At 62.3% G+C, this 14838-nt stretch carries 8 protein-coding genes and 1 pseudogene; 7 read left to right on the top strand and 2 right to left on the bottom strand.

What is annotated here, in order from left to right; translation table 11 throughout:
- The first annotated feature begins 68 nt into the window (after nucleotides 1–68).
- From X739_RS143500 to X739_RS143525, 7 genes and pseudogenes are all read left to right on the top strand, one after another.
- A complete protein-coding gene (locus X739_RS143500; protein WP_023795419.1) occupies nucleotides 69–824 on the top strand; it encodes a multiubiquitin domain-containing protein in 756 nt (251 codons plus the stop codon).
- Nucleotides 799–1971 carry a ThiF family adenylyltransferase gene (locus X739_RS143505; RefSeq protein ID WP_031252211.1) on the top strand — a complete coding sequence of 391 codons (1173 nt, stop codon included), beginning with the start codon at nucleotides 799–801 and terminating at the stop codon, nucleotides 1969–1971. The genes X739_RS143500 and X739_RS143505 overlap by 26 nt, the downstream gene beginning before the upstream one ends.
- Nucleotides 1968–2408 (top strand): DUF6527 family protein, encoded by a 441-nt coding sequence (locus tag X739_RS143510; RefSeq protein WP_023795417.1) that lies wholly within the window; start codon nucleotides 1968–1970, stop codon nucleotides 2406–2408. The genes X739_RS143505 and X739_RS143510 overlap by 4 nt, the downstream gene beginning before the upstream one ends.
- 208 nt (nucleotides 2409–2616) lie before the next feature.
- Nucleotides 2617–5271: a PD-(D/E)XK nuclease family protein gene (locus X739_RS143515; RefSeq protein WP_023795416.1), complete on the top strand. Its 2655-nt coding sequence runs from the start codon at nucleotides 2617–2619 to the stop codon at nucleotides 5269–5271.
- A pseudogene (locus X739_RS01000000166420) lies at nucleotides 5271–8670 on the top strand (UvrD-helicase domain-containing protein). Before X739_RS143515 ends, X739_RS01000000166420 begins: the two are co-directional and overlap by 1 nt.
- Before the next feature lie 288 nt (nucleotides 8671–8958).
- Nucleotides 8959–9945 carry a hypothetical protein gene (locus X739_RS143520; protein ID WP_023795413.1) on the top strand — a complete coding sequence of 329 codons (987 nt, stop codon included), beginning with the start codon at nucleotides 8959–8961 and terminating at the stop codon, nucleotides 9943–9945.
- Between the two features lie 318 nt (nucleotides 9946–10263).
- A complete protein-coding gene (locus tag X739_RS143525; RefSeq protein ID WP_023795412.1) occupies nucleotides 10264–13227 on the top strand; it encodes a DNA methyltransferase in 2964 nt (987 codons plus the stop codon).
- A gap of 144 nt (nucleotides 13228–13371) precedes the next feature.
- On the opposite strand, the gene X739_RS143530 is transcribed toward X739_RS143525, so the two are convergent.
- Together X739_RS143530 and X739_RS143535 are read right to left on the bottom strand one after the other, a co-directional pair.
- Complete coding sequence (locus tag X739_RS143530; protein ID WP_023795411.1) at nucleotides 13372–14031, bottom strand: SMC-Scp complex subunit ScpB; 660 nt, start codon at nucleotides 14029–14031, stop codon at nucleotides 13372–13374.
- Between the two features lie 56 nt (nucleotides 14032–14087).
- On the bottom strand, nucleotides 14088–14838 hold a 751-nt coding region (locus X739_RS143535), incomplete at its 5' end, for a DUF1403 family protein (protein ID WP_023795410.1).

Below are 14838 nucleotides of genomic sequence, written 5' to 3'. Positions count from 1 at the left end.
CGAAACTCGATCCGATTAGTCGCTTAGAGCCGTGGCCCCGCCCCGGCCCCAACCTAAGGACCAATCGTATGAACACTGAAGAACTTCTCGACTACGACGATGTCGGTGACGCCCTGCGCGAAGCGCGGTCGCTGCGTCCGGCGCATGGATATCGCTTCCTCCTCGCCCAGGGCGATCTCAACTTCCTGTCCCGTCAGGTGAGCGATCCCGTACCGCTTGGCCGTCAGCTTCTCGAGGCCGGCGCCCTGGACCCTCAGGACGGCTACAGCCTCTTCGCTATCCTGCCCTCGGGCGATTTCGAGGATGTGCGGCTGAACGAGCCCTTCGATCTGCGCGAGCACGGCACTGAGCGGTTCGTCGCCTTCCTGACGGATCGCGACTTCAAGCTCACCTTGAACGATGACGAGCTGCGCTGGGGCAAGCCCGTGATCAGCGGCGCTGTGCTCTATGGCCTGGCCAAACCTGGCGAGGGGGAAGGCGTTTTCCTCGAAGTTCCCGACGGCGAAGATCGCCAGATCGAGCATGGGGAGCTGATCGATCTGGCCGAGCCGGGCATCGAGCGCTTCATCACCGCGCCGAAGCGGCCGCCGACGTTCGAGATCATTGTCAATTCGCGGCCGCGCACGGTGAACGACGACACGGTCACGTTCGAGCAGATCGTCCAGCTCGCCTTTCCGGGCCAGCACGAGCCCAACGTCGTGTTTTCGATGACCTACCGCCACGCGGCATCAACGCCGCACGCCGGTGAGCTCGGGGCTGGCGGCTCTGTCGATGTCAAGAAAAAGGGGACCGTGTTCAATGTCACACGCACTGTTCAGTCTTAACCCAGACCTCAAGCGGCTGAGGGACGAAGGCTACTTCGTCCAGCAGCGCGGTGGATATCTCGTCATGCGCGAGGTGCCCTATGTCGATGCACAGGGGCAGCTGCGCATTGGCACCCTGATCTCCAGCCTCACACTGGCCGGGGACCGGACGCGCAAGCCCGACACCCATGTTGCCCACTGGGATGGCGACTTCCCGTGTCACGCCGACGGGTCGCCCATCCAGGCCATCGCGCACCAAACCGGCGCCTTCGATCTCGGACATGGCCTGAAGGCGACGCATGCCTTCTCAAGCAAACCGGCCGAGGGCTACGCCGACTATCACCACAAGATGACCAGCTACGCCAACATCATCGCCGGTCCGGCCGCGGTGCTGAACCCCGGCACGACGGCTCGCACCATCCGTGAGCCTGAAGCAGAGGAAGACAGCGTCTTCAACTATGTCGAGACCGCCTCCGACCGTGTCGGGATCGGCGCCTTGGCCGAGCGGCTGGCCAGCGACCGGGTTGCCATCATTGGCGTCGGCGGCACTGGCGGCTACATCCTGGATTTCGTCGCCAAGACGCCGGTTCGCGAGATCCGCCTCTTCGACAGCGACGAGTTCTTGACCCACAACGCGTTTCGGGCACCGGGCGCTCCGAGCCTGGACGAACTGCGACAAGCGCCAAAGAAAGTCGAATATCTGAAGGATATCTATAGCCGGATGCATCGCAATATCGTGGCGCATGACGTGGCGCTCGGGGCGGATAACCTGCACCTTCTCGATGGCGTTACCTTCGCGTTCCTGTCGCTCGATGCCAGCGATGCGAAGCGCCTGATCGTCGAGAAGCTCGAGGCGACCGGCGCTGCGTTCATCGATGTCGGCATGGGCCTTGAGCTCGACGAAGGATCACTGGGCGGCATCCTGCGGGTGACCGCCAGCACGCCTCAGAAGCGGGATCATGTGCCTCAGCGCATTTCATTCGCCGGTGGGGGCGAGGAAGACATCTATGCGTCCAACATTCAGGTTGCAGATCTCAATGCCCTCAATGCTGTCCTTGCCGTGGTGAAGTGGAAGAAAATCCGCGGCTTCTACCGAGACCTCGAGCGCGAGCATCACTGCACTTACACCACCGACGGCAACATGCTGATCAATGGGGACCTCACGTGATACGCCACAAGCGACTCGAGCATCGTTTCGTCGACCACATTCCCGAGCGCCTTGGGACAGGCGTGCTGTACGTGTCGATGGAATATGCGACATCGGCCCATAGCTGCTGCTGCGGTTGCGGCGAGGAAGTTGTCACGCCGTTCACGCCCACGGACTGGAAGATGACGTTCGACGGTGAGACCATTTCGCTTTGTCCGTCGATCGGCAACTGGACGTTGCCGTGCCGGTCGCACTATGTGATCGACCGCGGCAAGGTGGTCGAAGCTGAGCCCTGGAGCGACGAGCAAGTGGACGCCGAGCGTCGGCGTGATCGCGCCGCCAAAGCTCGTTTCTACGGGCAACCGCCCATGGCCGAACCTCCCGCTCAACCCGTTCCGCCCAAGGTGGCACCAGGCTTCTGGCAGCGCCTTTGGAACCGGATATCCAGTCGATTCTAACGATAAACTTGTGGATTACATTCTATCAGAGCATCTCGCCCGGAATTCTAGTGTTTGCCTGCTACAGATAGCTTCATGAACGGATTTGACAGACTTCTCACAAAATAGCCCGTCAGAAAATATTGCAACGCAACAGTCACGCGCGAGACGGCGCCGGCCCTGGGCCGGCGCCCGAATGAGAACTGACTTGAAAGGAGGCGACCCCCCAATGGCCATTTCGGGCCGATCCACCCTCGTCGTTCACGGCCGCCTCGCCATGCGGGAAGGCCGCCTGGCGGCGGCGCGCGACCGCCGACATGGCCTGCAGGTCATGTCGTTCGAGCAGGCGGCGGTGCGGCTCGCCGGAGGTTTCGTCCGGCCGATTGATGATGAAAGACTACGCGCCGCGATCCAGGCCGTCTTGCCGGCAACGCCAATGGGCGAACTGGAGAGCATCAAATCGCTGCCCGGCATGATCGACGCAGCTGCGGGTACCCTGCACAACGCGTGGCACGCGGGTATGGACCTAGCTGCGCGAGCGGTCGATCATCCGCGCCTGAAGGCCATCGCACGCCTGGAAGCTGCGGTCCTCGACCAGCTTCCAGCCGGCATGATGCGCCCTGTCGACATCGTCGCCGCAGCGACCGGCCGTGTCGGCCATGCGCCGGCTATCATCGGTCCGATGGAAATCATCGGCCTGACCGAACTCTCGCCCTGCTGGAGGCCGTTGCTCCGAGCCCTCACCGCGCACATCCCGGTGCAGTGGACGGCCGGCCCTAGGAGCGCGCCCGCGTGGCTGGAAGGCACCGGCGTTGCCGTTTCACGCGCGGCGGCGCAAACGCCGGAGATCAGTGCTGTGAGCGCGGCGACGGCTTATCACGAGGCCATCGAAGCGATGCGCTGGGCGCGGCGCCTACTCGCCTCTGGCGTGTCGCCATCCGAGATCGCCATCGCGACCACGTCTCCCGCCGAGTATGACGATCATTTCCTGGCCCTGCGCGCCGACGCCAATATCGACCTGCATTTCGTCCACGGCGTCCGAACCGTGACCACCCGCGAGGGCCAGGCGGCTGCGGCGCTGGCCGACATCGTCGTTCGCGGATTGTCGCAGTCGCGCCTACGGCGCCTCGCGGCACTGTGCCGGGACACGGGCCCTTTCGAGGTGCTGCCCGAAGGCTGGCTGCGCGTCCTGCCGGCAGATGCCCCGCTCTCGACGACCGGCGCCTGGAACCGCTTGCTGGCCCGGCTGACGCCGGAAGATTGGCCCGGCGGCACGGACCATGCCGCGGCGCTGCGCACAGCGGTCGAGACGTTGGCAAAAGGACCGGACGCCGCCAGCGAGATCGGTGAAGGCTTCCTCAAGGGCCGCGCGCTCGCAATATGGCGCAAGGCGTTGCTCGCCGGCCCCGCCGCCTCGATCGACGCGACACTGCAGACATTGAAACGGGACGACGGACTGGAAGCGTGCGTTTCTGTCGCCTGGATGCCGGCCAGTGCGCTCGCGGCGTCGCCCCGCCGCTTCATTCGGCTCCTCGGGCTCAATTCCTCGCGCTGGCCGCGAGGGCTTGCCGAGGACCGGCTGATCCCGGACCACATCATCCCGACCTCCGTGCTCGATCCGCTTCCGGTGAATCTCGCCGACCGCCGCGACTTCGAGACGATCCTCGCAACGACGGCTGCTGAAGTCGTCCTCTCTCGTGCTCGGCGCGACAGCGACGGGCGCCTCCTGGGACGCAGCCCGCTGCTCGCTGGAAATGGCGATGAAACCTACCTTCGCCGCAACGCGACGCCGGTTCATGCCTTCAGTGAGACCGACCGCCTCATGGCCCGGCCTCAGGAGTTCGCCGCCGATCCGCAGTCTATCGGGGCACAAGGCTGCTGGCGCGACTGGCGGCAGTCGCAGATCACTCCCCATGACGGGCTCGTGCGCGCGGACCATCCGCTGGTGCTCGCCATCCTTGGTCGCACCCAGTCGGCCAGCTCGCTTCGCCGCCTGCTGCGCAATCCTCTCAGCTTCGTGTGGGTCTATGCGTTCGGATGGCGCGAACCGCACAGCACCGCCGAACCGCTCGTGCTCGACGCGCTTGGGACCGGTGATCTTGTCCACATGGTTCTCGACCGTGCGCTGAGGGACCTCGAAGCCGGAGACGGACTCGCATCCGCCGGCGCGGAGACCGTCGAAGCGGCGGTGGCCCGTGCCGCGCAAGCGGTCGCCGCCGATTGGGAAAGCGAGCGTCCGCTTCCTCCCGCCGTCATCTGGGGCCGCAGTCTCGAGGATGCCCGCGTGATGGCTGGCCGCGCCCTGTCCTATGGCGACGATGTCTTGCCCGGCGCGCGCGCTTATGGGGAAGTCCCCTTCGGCGGCTCGGCACCAAAATCCGACGCAAAGACGCCGTGGGATGCGAGCGCGCCCGTCACGATCCCCGACACCGGCTTCAACATCGCCGGCTATATCGACCGGCTCGACATCTCGGGCGACGGTAAGCGCGCGCTTGTCCGCGATTACAAGACCGGCCGCCCGCCGCGGGGTGACATCCGGCTCAACGGCGGTCGCGAGCTTCAGCGCTGCCTCTACGCGTTCGCCGTAAAGGCGCTCCTCGGCGACGACGTCGCCATCAGCGCCTCGCTGCTCTACCCGCGCGAGCCCGTCGATCTGCAGCTCGACGATCCCGAGGCCGTGCTCGCGGAGATTACGGGCTATCTCAGCGCGGCAAGGACCAGTCTTGCTGGAGGTGCGGCCCTGCAAGGCCCCGACACCGGGGGCGATTATGACGACCTCGCCTTCGCCTTACCGGCCAATGCCAGCGCCACCTATTACAAACGCAAGATGGCCGCCGCGACAGAACGGCTTGGCGAAGTCGCTCGGGTCTGGGAGGTGGAATAATGAGCAAGTTGTCCAAGAAGCTGAAGGATGACGGCGCGCGCCGCGATGCGATCAGCCTTCATGATCGTTCGATCCTGGTCGAGGCCGGCGCGGGTTCGGGCAAGACAGCCGTCATGGCCGGCCGCATCGCCGCCATGCTCGCAGAGGGCGTCTCGCCGCGTTCCATCGTCGCCGTCACCTTCACCGAACTCGCCGCGAGTGAGCTGCTGTCGCGTGTTCGTGAGTTCGTCGCCGACCTCTCGGCTGGCAAGATCGCGACAGAACTGCGCGTGGCGCTGCCCGATGGGCTGACCCAGGCCCATCGCGACAATCTCGCTGCAGCCAGCGCGGCGATCGACGAAATCACCTGTTCCACCATCCACGGCTTCTGCCAGCGCCTGATCAAGCCCTATCCAGCGGAGGCCGACATCGATCCCGGCGCCAGCGTCATGGATCGCAACCAGGCCGATCTCATCTTCCTCGAAATTGTCGACGGTTGGCTGCGCGAGAGCCTGTCCGGCAGCCAAGGCGGCGTTCTTGCCGAGATGGTGTTGCACAGCCCCGGTGAAACCGTGGCGCTCCTCCACAAGATTGCCGAGAATCTGCGCCGCCGCCGCACGCTCATGGCTCCGCCCGTGTCGCCGCTTGACGACCATCTGCAGGCGTTCCGGCGGACCGCGGCAGATTTCGCGGGTTTGATGGCCGCCGCGGCGGCGGCCGAGCCGGAAACGGTGGTGATCGTCGAGCGGCTGACCGAGATGGCAACCGCCTTGGCGAGCGGTTCCGATCCCGCAACGCCCACGGGCCTCGTCCGGCTCCTGACCTCGCGTCCACACCCGGACCTGTGCACCAAGGCTGGTGCCTTCGCCTCTTACCGCAAGAAGGGCAAATGGCTCGCCGCGGCAAAGCAGGCTGGTCTCTCCAAGGCCGACGGCGACCGGCTGAACAACGCCGCCGACGCCCATTACACCGGATGCTGCGACGCCTGGGTTTCGCTTCTCCAGGCTGCGGCAGGTCAGGGTCTGAAGGCGCTGATCGAAGAAGCGCGTCCGATCCTGCAGCGCTATCGCGACCACAAGCGTGCAAGCGCCCAACTCGACTTTGACGATCTGATTTTCGCCGCGCGCGATTTGTTGCGCGATCATGACGCCATACGCCGCGCACTGGGCCAGCGTTTCGCCCATGTGCTCGTCGATGAGTTCCAGGACACCGATCCACTGCAAACCGAGATCTTCTGGCGGCTGTGCGGCGAGCCCGATCGCGATGACGACTGGACGCGGTTCCGAATCCGGCCGGGAGCGCTCTTCCTGGTCGGCGACCCCAAACAGGCGATCTATCGCTTCCGGGGCGCCGATGTTGGTGCTTATGTGCAGGCACGCAACGCCTTCCGCGCCCAGGACCCCGACAGCCTCCTGTCGATCTCTACCAATTTCCGCTCCTGCGCCTCGATCCTCACCTTCGTTAACGAGCGCTTCGAGGCCGTGCTCTCGGCTGAGGGGCAGCCAGGCTTCTCCGCCCTAGACCCGTTCCACGACGAACGCGACGGCCTGTGCGTGGCGGCCCTCGACATCGCGGTCGCCGACGAAAACGGCAAGGCTAGCGCCGAGCAGCAGCGTGATGCGGAGGCCGATGCCGTCGCCGATTTGTGCGCCCGGCTGATCGACAACTACCCCATCATCGACAGGCGCAGTGGAGCGGAACGCCCTTGCCAGCCGGGCGACATCGCCTTGCTGGCGCCGACTGGCGCGGATCTGTGGCGCTACGAGGAAGCCTTGGAACGCCGCGGCATTCCGGTGGCGACGCAGGCCGGTAAGGGGCTGTTTCGCCGCCAGGAGATTCAGGACCTGATCGCGCTGGCGCGCGTCCTCGCCGATCGTCGCGACACGCTCGCGCTCGGCGCCCTGCTGCGCGGGCCCCTGGTCGGCCTCACGGAAGAAGAGCTGCTGGATGTCGTCTGGGGCCTACCGCGCTCCGAGGAGAAACCTACTCGGATTCCGCGCCTCGACCTCAGTGTCGATCCTGCTGCCANCTGCTGCCATCGCGCACCCGCTCGCACGCGAGATCATCGAGAGACTGCAATCGCTCTACCGGCGCGGCAACAGCACGACACCGCACGAGCTGCTCTCTCAGGCCGTGGATATGATGCGCGTGCGCCCGCTCCTCCTTGAGCGCCATCGTGGTCAGGCCGAACGCGCGCTTGCCAATGTCGATCTCTATCTCAGCCTGTCGACCGGCTACGCTGTGCGCGGCCTCCGCGCCTTTGCCGAGGCGGTGACGGCAGCTTGGGCCGACGAGGCGCGCGCCGTCGAGGGCCGGCCCGACGCACAGGAAGAAGCCATCGCGCTCTTCACCATGCACGCGGCCAAGGGGCTCGAATGGCCGATCGTCATTCCGGTCAACACCATGACCGGCGTTATGGCGCCCGACAGCGCGATCACCGACCGACAGACGGACACCTTCTATTGCCCGGTCTTGGGCGTCGCGCCGGACGGTTACGAAGCCGTGCGGCAGATTGAGAAAGACGAGCTGGATCGCGAGCGCATACGGCTCTGGTACGTGGCCGCCACGCGCGCCCGCGAGCTTCTCGTCCTGCCCCGGCTCGACACAACGCCGTCGAAGTCCGCCTGGATCGGTCTCGTCGATCTGTCGCTGGCCGAACTCCCCGGCCTGGATCTCTCGCATCTGCCCGCCGACGTCGCGACGGCTGGCACCGGAGCGGCCAATACCCAGACTCGCGCGATCTTTGCCACGGAAGCCGAAGCCATTGCCGCGCGGCAGGCGCGACTGATCTGGCTTGCGCCCAGCCGCGACGAGAACGCTGCCGGAGCCGTGCTGCAGGAAGACGAGGCCAGGATCTGGACCGGATCGGCTGATGGCCATCCACCCGAACTGGAAGCCGTTGTTCTGGTTCAGGGAGGCCGCGAACGCGGACTGATCCTACACAAGCTCATGGAAGAGGTGCTAACCGGCGAAACCCATGAGGCCGAGGCCGCCCTTGCCGAACGGGCCTCCGAACTCATCCGTGCCCTCGGCCGGACTCCGGTCGCCGATCCGGTTACGGGACTATGGGCCGAAGAGCTGGCGGGCTGTGTTGTCCGGACCTTGGCACTGCCCGCCATCGTGGTCTTACGACCGGATCTTTTCGCCGAATTTCCCGTCTATGCCGCGTATGCGGCCGACGGGGCGGAAACGGCAACGGCCGGGATCGCGGACGCCACAACCCTGACGTCCGAAGGCCGTCCCGCCGTCGTCGTGGATTGGAAGAGCGATGTGGCGCCCGATCCCCAGACACTCGACCACTACCGCGCGCAGGTTCGGGCCTATCTCGACATGACCGGAGCCGAGCGCGGTCTGATTGTGCTGATGACCACAGGTGTGGTGATCGGTGTCGGGCCGACAGCCCAGCCGATGGCGGCTTGATCGGAGGGACTGTGCATGCCATCAACGTCTAGCGACGGTCAACGCAATGATGGGCTTGCCGCCGCTATCGACGATCTAGCGGCCTCCTCTCCGTTTTTTCTCGCGAATGCAAAGGCTCAATACCGGCTGCCGTGATCTCACTGATTGGCTGAGTTCTGTCGCAGATCCCCACTACCGCGGACTTGAAAAGCAACAGATACATTAGCATGGATTGATTGGTCGGCTAAACCGGTCCTCAGTACGCCGTCGGCAAAAGGCATGAAGACTGGGTATATTTGGGGGAGCGATTTGGCAGGCAAAATCTATGTCATCATGACGGGGAACGAAAACAGCCTTTGGTCTCGGTGCCTCAGCGAGAGCCTCGTAGCCCTCGAATTTGGCAAGACCTATTTTGATCCATGGCGCGCAGAAGACTACGATAGCTATCTGGAGGTTACGAAAGCTGAAGCCGCCAAAGACGACTCAGAGGCCGACGTCAAAGGTCGGGCGACGCTCTGGTTCAATCGAGGTAACGACCTGACGCGCAGCGAAGGCGATTTCTGGCTCCACAGAGACAAGAACAGCGATAGTCTCTATTGGGCCCAGACGACGAGTGCCGATCCGGTTTTTGATCACTCCGATCCCGACAGCGTTATGCTCGCGAAGCCTGTTACCAAGTGGTCCCGCCATGACAAGAAAAAAAAGCCGTTGTCATGGAAGACGATCCATCCAGTCGCGAAGGACTATATCTCCTCAATGGCAGCCATGTTCAGCGTCGCCAATGCGGATATGAAAGGCTATGTACAGGCGCTCATCGACGGAGGTGACCTCACTCCGTGGCATTCGCGCCCAAAGTGGGAAGAACGCCTCGGCGCGCACAAAGGGAAGACCCTCGGATCGAGCGTGTCGCTGCATGAGCTCACTCTCGCAAACCTCATGCTCTCGATCACGGGCGCGGTTGCGAATTCGAATGGCCAGAAGGTCTTCAAAACCTTGAAGAACAAGGAACTCCATTGTTCCGAGGCCGAGATGAAGGCTCATCTTGCCAAACTCTACGAGGAGCAGAAAGGTAAATGCGCCATCACCGGCCTTGAGATGCATCTGCATGGGCAGGACGATTGCGATAGCGATATGCTCGTTTCTCCGGACCGGATTGACAGCTACGGCCACTATTCGATCGGCAATGTTCAGCTCGTCTGCCGTTTCGTGAATTTCTGGAAGATGGCTCAGGATAATAACCGCTTTGCCGAACTCCTGGACCGCGTGGTGGCCAACCGGCTCGCAGGTTCGTTGTAGCCGCGCGCATCGACCCTCCTGTCTCCCACGTTCAAAATGACAAGGCGCTGTTCGTTATCGTTCCGCAGGAATTAACCGTCGAAAGTAGCCAAGAGCGTTGGTTTCCGACTTCGAAAAGTGGATGATCACAAAGGGATTATGAGACTTGGTACGGCCTTCCAAACGTAGCAGGCATCTCCTCTCGACGCAGCGGCGTCAGACGGGCATTCTTGTGAATGTTCATACCCTGAGAATCACTGAAATTTTGGCAACCTCAGCTTTCTCGGTCGGAGCCGAATGGACAACCTCCTGAAAGCTCACAGCTAGGTCGTAAGCCGCATGCAGATTCCAGACAAGGTTCTCGAACTAATCGAACGTTTCCACCAGCACGAAGACGCGTATACCAGTCACCGGTACAACGAGGCTCAAACCCGACAGGAATTTATCGATCCGCTATTTGAGCATCTCGGTTGGGATATGGGCAACCTGCAGGGATTTGCAGAAGCTTACAAGGACGTGGTGCACGAGGACGCCATTAAGGTCGGCGGATTGCACAAGGCACCCGATTACAGCTTCCGTGTCGGCGGCGTCAGAAAGTTCTTCCTTGAAGCGAAAAAGCCCTCCGCCTCGATCAAGGACGACGCGCAGGCGGCGTTCCAACTTCGTCGATACGGCTGGTCGGCGAAGCTTGGTCTATCTCTGTTGACAAATTTCCGGGAGATTGCCGTTTACGACTGCCGCGTTCAACCGACGAAGACTGACAAGGCTTCGACGGCACGTGTCAAGCTGATACGCTTTGATGAACTGCCGGAGAGATGGGAAGAACTCGCCGCCATCTTTTCGAAGCAAGCTGTTTACAAAGGCTCGTTTGACGCGTTCGATACTGGAAAGATTGGAAAAAAGAAGGGCACGACCGAAGTCGACGCCGCATTTCTTGATGAGATTGAGCGCTGGCGTGACGAACTGGCCCGCAATCTCGCTTTGCGCAACAACGCCCTGAATGCCCGCGATCTCAACTATGCGGTCCAGGTCACGATCGATCGAATCGTATTTCTTCGAATCTGTGAGGATCGAGGGATTGAGCGCTATGGACGGCTCAGAGATGCCGCCGCCAAGAAGAACGTTTACAGCGAGCTCCTCGACCTGTTCCGGGAAGCTGACGCGCGATACAACTCGGGGCTGTTTCACTTCAAGCGTGAAAAGGATGTCATAGAACTACCAGATACGCTGACGCCATCCCTTTCAATCGACGACAAATTGCTCAAGGGGATAATCAGAGACCTTTACTATCCCGACTGTCCCTACGAATTCTCGATGGTGCCGAGTGAGATTCTCGGCCAAGTTTACGAGCAATTCCTCGGCCGCGTGATCCGCATTACAGGGCGCCGCCGCGCGGTTGTGGAGGAAAAGCCGGAAGTCAAGAAGGCCGGGGGCGTCTACTACACCCCGGCGTATATCGTCGACTACATTACTCAGCAGACGATCGGGGAACTGGTTCGCGGCAAATCACCCGCAGATGTGAGCAAGCTGCGCGTCGTTGATCCGGCCTGTGGGTCAGGGTCTTTCCTGTTGGGCGCCTATCAATTTCTGCTGGATTGGCACCTCAAATGGTACGTTGCCAATTCGCCGGAGAAGCACAAAAAGGCGCTATATAAGTCTGCGTCTGGCGCTTGGAAACTCAGCATTGATGAGAGGAAGCGTATCCTCCTAGGTAACATCTATGGTGTCGATATTGACCGCCAGGCTGTCGAGGTCACCAAGCTATCGCTGCTGTTGAAGGTACTCGAAGACGAAACCGGCGACACGCTAAAGAGGCAGTACGAGCTGTTCCGACAAAGGGCACTGCCTGACCTGAGCGCCAACATACGCTGCGGAAACTCCCTAATTGGGCCGGATTTCAGGACGACGGTGCAGCTCGACCTGCTCAGCGACGATCAGCTGACCGACGTCAACGTTTTCGATTGGCGCCAAGCCTTCCCAAAGGTGTTCGCCGACGGTGGCTTCTCTGCGGTGATCGGGAACCCACCTTATGTAAACGCCTGGACTCTTTTCGAGTCGGCACCCCACATCCGCGACTACATTAATTCTACCACGCTCTTTGAGTCCGCGGATCGTCATTGGGATCTCTACGTCTTGTTCATTGAAAAGGCCTTGGAGATATGTCGACCGAACGCGCTGATTGGGATGATCATTCCCTACTCATACGCTATCCAAAAATACGCGGTGCTATCACGAAAGTATCTTCTAACTCGAACAGAAATTCGACGGGTCGCAGATCTGCGAACGGTCAAGGTCTTCGGAAAGATACCAGTAATCACGATGATCCCGATCGTGCAGAAGAGGAAACCAAGGCTGCGGCACATCATTCAGATTGATGGGCCGTCTGATGCCGCCACGACATATCACCCAGGTACAATACAACCTGCGCACCAGGTCGCGCAGGCTCGATTGCAGACCCTGCCAGAGGCAATGCTCCGCATAGACTTTACGGAAGGGGTTGCGAGCTTAGTAGATAAGATCGGAAAACTCAGCGTCCAGCTAGGCGAATTAGCCCACGTGAATTACGGAGCTCAGATGTCGAGCAAACGGAAGGGTGGCTTCGGAAAGGAATATGTCCTGCGAAATACCCAGGCAACCGCGACCTGTCGCAGGACAATCGGAGGGCGCGATCTCTATCGCTATCAGGCTGCATGGAATGGAAAGTACGTCGAATGGGCAATGGCGCCCGAGATGTACGGCCCACGGGCACCCTGGTTCTTCGATGGCCCCAAAATCATGATTCGAGACATCACCGGCACTCACCGCATCGAGGCCGCATTGGACCGGTCTGGACTCTACTGCGATCACACCATTCTTTGCGCGCATCGCCTGGCCGACATTTCATCGACTAGGATTTATGATCAGAGCAAGGTCGATACCTCCGCTCGCTATTCGCTCGCACTGCTTCAGGGTCTCGTGGCCAGCCGCTTGGTTTCCGCGTATTACTATTGGACTTTAACTGGGGAAGGCGTGCGCACCGGGGGCGGATTCCACACTTATCCGACAACGGTACGCGCTTTTCCAATTGCCTCGCTGAAACTCCTAGAGGAGCCAGCGAACGCAAGCACGATCGCCGAAGTCGAGCGACTGGCGATGCGATTGGGGGAAACCGCAGCTGAGTTGACGAACGAAAAATCACCTTCGAGGCGAAACCAGCTCACAACTCGCTTCGATACAGACGACGCGCGCCTTGATGCATTGGTTTATAAGCTCTACGGACTGGGCAGGGACGAGATCAAACTCATCGAGGCGGCGACCCCGTAGCGTCAACAAACCATCTGCGCAAAGCGCTCGGGCAATGATAGGCCCATGTCGCGGTTCACGATCCCGATGCCGGCTGCCGCACGACCATTCGTCCTGGTCCTGAATTATCGACTGTCTCTGTGGTCGCAACGCGACAACGCTCGCTCACCACACCCGGTCCTCAGCGACATCGTCCTCGCCCTCCCTGTCAGCCAAATCGGCTGGAATACCGCCGGCCAGCAGCTTTTCCTTCGACAGCAGCCCTGCGTCCTCGAGCGCCTCGAAATCCGGCAGTTGGCGCAGCGTGTCGAGCCCGAACTGCGACAGGAAATTTTTGGTCGTCACATAGGTATAGGGCGCGCCCGGCTGCGGGCTGCGCGGCCCGGAGGCGATGAGGTCCTGCCCGCGCAGCACACCGATCAGGTCGCGCGACACCTCCTTGCCGAAGAAGGAAGACAGCTCGCCACGCGTGATCGGCTGGAAATAAGCAATGCACATCAAGACAAGCGCCTCGGATTGCGACAGTTCTTTTGTCCCCTCCCCCGCAGCTGTCCCGAAGGCGGCGTGGATGGCGTCGCCAAAGGCTTTGTTCGTCCGGTGCTGCCAGCCGCCGGCGACCGCGGCCAGCTCATAGGGGCGGCCGACGAGTTCGGCGCGGATGTCGTCGATGATCAGGTCAATGTTGCAGCTTCTGCCCACCACCCGCGCCAGCACCTCGCGTGTCACCGGTTCGCTGGCGGCAAAAATCACCGCTTCAACGCGGCCCATCCACTCGCGCCAGCGCAGCTCGGCGGGCAGATGCTCGAGCTCCGTGTCCAGCAGCATTCGCTGGACGTCCCTCTTGTCTGTCGGGCGTTCGGCTCTCGCGGTCCCAGCCATCGCTACAGTCCAAAAATCCGGAAGGTGGTGCGGCCGGAGAGCTCGCGGACCGCCGCGAGCTGTTGCAGCCGCTCGAACAGGCGTCGCGCCGCAAACCGCGACAGGGTTTTGGTCGTCAGCGAGCCAGAAACAGCATCGTCGTCGAGCAGTCTTTGGATGACATCGCCGGCCCCCTTTGCTCTGAGCTTCGGCGCCACGCTGATGAGCCGTTCCGCCCGACGGCCAATCTCGGTGGCCAGACGGCACGCTTCGACGGCGCCCTGAACCAGCGCGACGCAGACCGCGCGCTCAAAGCTTTTCTCCCCGGGTCGGATACGCTTGCCGCTGGCCTCGCCGCGAAAGGCCGGGCCGAAGGCCTGGGCCATCAGCAGCGGCAGCGGCCGCGGCCAGCGCAGGCTTTGCGCCAGCACCAGGTCGGCCAGCCACCAGGCAAAAAGCTCGGCATCGGGGCGGATCGTTACGACGCGGGCGGCGATCGCCGCGGCGGCGAACGGCGCCGGCCGTCCCGAGCGCGCCAGGTCGTCGATGTGTTCACAAAGCGCCGCAAGGGGCTCGACATCCGAATGGAGGCCAAGCTGCTCGAGTATCTTGCCAAGCCGGTCAGGGGTAGCGACGGGGGCCTGCGCGGAAAACTGCCGCCAGGCGCCAAAGATGGTGCCGGCGGGTCCAGGGTCGGCCCCAGCCTGGCGCAGATACCAGGCGTCGCGCAAGGCGGCCGCGTCCTCGGTGCGGCCGGCCAGCCGCATGCTGGCG

Origin of the sequence: Mesorhizobium sp. LNHC209A00 (assembly GCF_000502915.1) — a bacterium.
Taxonomy (GTDB): Bacteria; Pseudomonadota; Alphaproteobacteria; order Rhizobiales; family Rhizobiaceae; genus Mesorhizobium.
The sequence above is the reverse complement of the archived record's forward strand: the minus strand, read 5'-3'. Positions and strand labels throughout refer to the sequence as shown.

Coding starts and splice junctions, on each gene's coding strand:
- X739_RS143500 (WP_023795419.1), top strand. CDS start 69: ATGAACACTGAAGAACTTCTCGACTACGACGATGTCGGTGACGCCCTG.
- X739_RS143525 (WP_023795412.1), top strand. CDS start 10,264: ATGCAGATTCCAGACAAGGTTCTCGAACTAATCGAACGTTTCCACCAG.
- X739_RS143515 (WP_023795416.1), top strand. CDS start 2,617: ATGGCCATTTCGGGCCGATCCACCCTCGTCGTTCACGGCCGCCTCGCC.
- X739_RS143505 (WP_031252211.1), top strand. CDS start 799: ATGTCACACGCACTGTTCAGTCTTAACCCAGACCTCAAGCGGCTGAGG.
- X739_RS143530 (WP_023795411.1), bottom strand. CDS start 14,031: ATGCTGCTGGACACGGAGCTCGAGCATCTGCCCGCCGAGCTGCGCTGG.